The sequence below is a fragment of the Actinomadura fibrosa genome (genome assembly GCF_900659615.1).
GTDB lineage: Bacteria > Actinomycetota > Actinomycetes > Streptosporangiales > Streptosporangiaceae > Spirillospora > Spirillospora fibrosa.
In genome coordinates this window covers 1-2,300 of sequence record NZ_CAACUY010000501.1, presented here as the reverse complement: position 1 = coordinate 2,300, position 2,300 = coordinate 1, and the positions used below count along the sequence as shown (strand labels likewise).

Below are 2,300 nucleotides of genomic sequence, written 5' to 3'. Positions count from 1 at the left end.
AGCCGTCGCCGAGCAGCGCGAAGGCGGCGTCGAGCTCGCCGCCGGGGTCCGGGCGGCGCCAGGGCCGCGGACGGTCCAGCGCGAACCGGGCCACGGCCCTGGCGGCGATGTCGGCGCCGGGGACGTCCGGCCCCGCCTCGCGTAGCGCCTTGGCGAGCTCCGCCTCGTTGCGGAGCCACATGCGGCGGGCGTGGTCGCTCAGCGCCGGGGTGTCGGCGATCAGGTCGAGGAAAGCGGCCTTGCGCGGATCGGCGGCCAGGTCGCGGCCGCGGTCCAGCCAGCCCCGCAGGGCCTCCAGGACGGGCGTTCCCTCCGGACGGTCGCGGACCGCGGACACCAGACCGGCCTGGACGTCCTCCTCCTCGTCGAAGACGAGGGACTCCTTGGTCGGGAAGTGCTTGAACAGCCCGCTGATCGACACGTCGGCGGCCTCGGCGACGTCCTTGACCGTCACCTGGTCGAAGCCGCGCGCGAGGAAGAGCTCCAGCGCGGCATCGGCGATCGCCCGCCTGGTGCGGGCCTTCTTGCGGTCCCGGCGTCCCATGGCGGCCTCGGTCATGGCCCCGCACCGCCATGGCCGCTCCGCACCACCCCATCGCGATCATCGGCGCCGGCCTGGGCGGTCTGACCCTGGCCCGCGTCCTGCACACCCGCGGTATCGAGGCGGCCGTGTTCGACCTGGAGCCCGGCCCGCACGTCCGCACCCAGGGCGGCATGCTCGACATCCACGAGGACTCCGGGCAGCTCGCGCTGCGCGCCGCCGGCCTGGACGAGCCGTTCCGCGCGATCGTCCACCCGGGCGGCGAGGCGATGCGCCTGCTGGCGCCGGACGGCACCGTCGTCATGGACGAGCGGGACGACGGCACCGGCGGGCGCCCGGAGGTCGACCGCGGGCAACTGCGCGACCTGCTCCTGGACGCCCTCCCCGAGGGCACGATCCGCTGGAACGCCAAGGTCACCGGTGCGCGCCGCCTGGACGGCGGCCGCCACGAGGTGACCTTCGCCGGCGGAGGCGCCGTCACCGCCGACCTGCTGGTCGGCGCCGACGGCGCCTGGTCCCGGATCCGGCCGCTGCTGTCCGCCGCCGCACCGTCCTACACCGGCATCTCCTTCGTCGAACTCGACCTGCGCGACGCCGACAGCCGCCACCCCGGCAGCGCCGCCCTCATCGGCGGCGGCTCCTTCATCGCCCTCGACGGCGAGCGCGGCTTCCTCGCGCACCGCGAGACCGACGGCAGCCTGCACGTCTACACCGCCCAGCGCACCGGCGAGAACTGGCTGGACGGCATCGACTTCACCGACACCCCCGCGGCCAAGACCGCGCTGCTGGCCTGCTTCACCGGCTGGGACGCGCGCTTCCGCGCCCTCATCGCCGACGCCGACGGCGCCCTGGTGCCGCGCCGCATCCACGCTCTGCCCACCGGGCACCGCTGGGACCGCGTCCCCGGCGTGACGCTGCTCGGCGACGCCGCGCACCTGATGTCGCCCTTCGCCGGCGAGGGCGCCAACCTCGCCATGCTCGACGGCGCCGAGCTCGGCCGGGCCATCGCCGACCACCCGGGCGACACCGAGGCCGCCCTGGCCGGCTACGAGCGGGCGCTCTTCCGCCGCGCCGAGCCGGCGGCCGCCGAGTCGGCCGCCAACCTCGACTTGATGTTCGGCCCCGACCCCGTCACCCGCCTCGCCGCCCAGTTCGCCTCCTACCAACAGCAGGACTGACATTCCGGGCCGCGAGACCGTCTCTCGATCCACTGGTTCCGTCAGGTGAAGCGAGCCTGGTCCAGCCGCGCTTAAGGTGCTGCGCGCTGAGCCGAACGAGCGTCTCGGCACGTGCAGGTGGCCGGTTGATGTCGGGCTGCCCGGACATGGGGGCACCGTGTGCCGACGCGATCGGTGAAGGCGGGCGCGGTCTCACGGGCGGCTCGCCAGGAGCGCGCGTGTGTAGTGGTGGGCTGGACTGCCGGTGACCTTGTCGACGGGTCCCTGCTCGACGACGCGGCCCTGGAGGAGGACGGCGGCGTCGTGGGCCATGTGGCGGACGACGTCGATGTCGTGGGAGATGAACAGGTAGGCCAGGCCGAGGTCGCGCTGGAGGTCGAGGAGCAGGTTGAGGATCTGCGCCTGGACGGACAGGTCGAGCGCGCTGGTCGGCTCGTCGCAGATGACCAGCTCGGGGCGCGGGACGAGGGCCCGCGCGATCGCGATGCGCTGGCGCTGCCCGCCGGAGAAGTCGCGGGGGTACCGGCGGGCGGCGTCGGGCGGCAGGCCGACCTGCGCGAGCGCGGCGGCCGCGCGGCCGG

Annotated in this window: 3 protein-coding genes; 1 reads left to right on the top strand and 2 read right to left on the bottom strand. The window is 75.0% G+C overall.

The genetic code is table 11. The features are described 5' to 3' along the window. Nucleotides 1-559, bottom strand: a 559-nt coding sequence (locus tag E1300_RS49085) for a TetR/AcrR family transcriptional regulator (protein WP_131764099.1), incomplete at its 3' end; no start/stop codon positions are given. 14 nt (nt 560-573) lie between these two features. Between E1300_RS49085 and E1300_RS53675 the strand changes: the two genes are divergently transcribed. Next, nucleotides 574-1,719, top strand: coding sequence for an FAD-dependent oxidoreductase (locus E1300_RS53675; protein ID WP_131764098.1), 1,146 nt, complete (start codon nt 574-576; stop codon nt 1,717-1,719). Nucleotides 1,720-1,911: 192 nt separating this feature from the next. On the opposite strand, the gene E1300_RS49075 is transcribed toward E1300_RS53675, so the two are convergent. Next, a partial coding sequence (locus tag E1300_RS49075; protein WP_131764097.1) for an ATP-binding cassette domain-containing protein occupies nt 1,912-2,300 on the bottom strand: 389 nt, incomplete at its 5' end.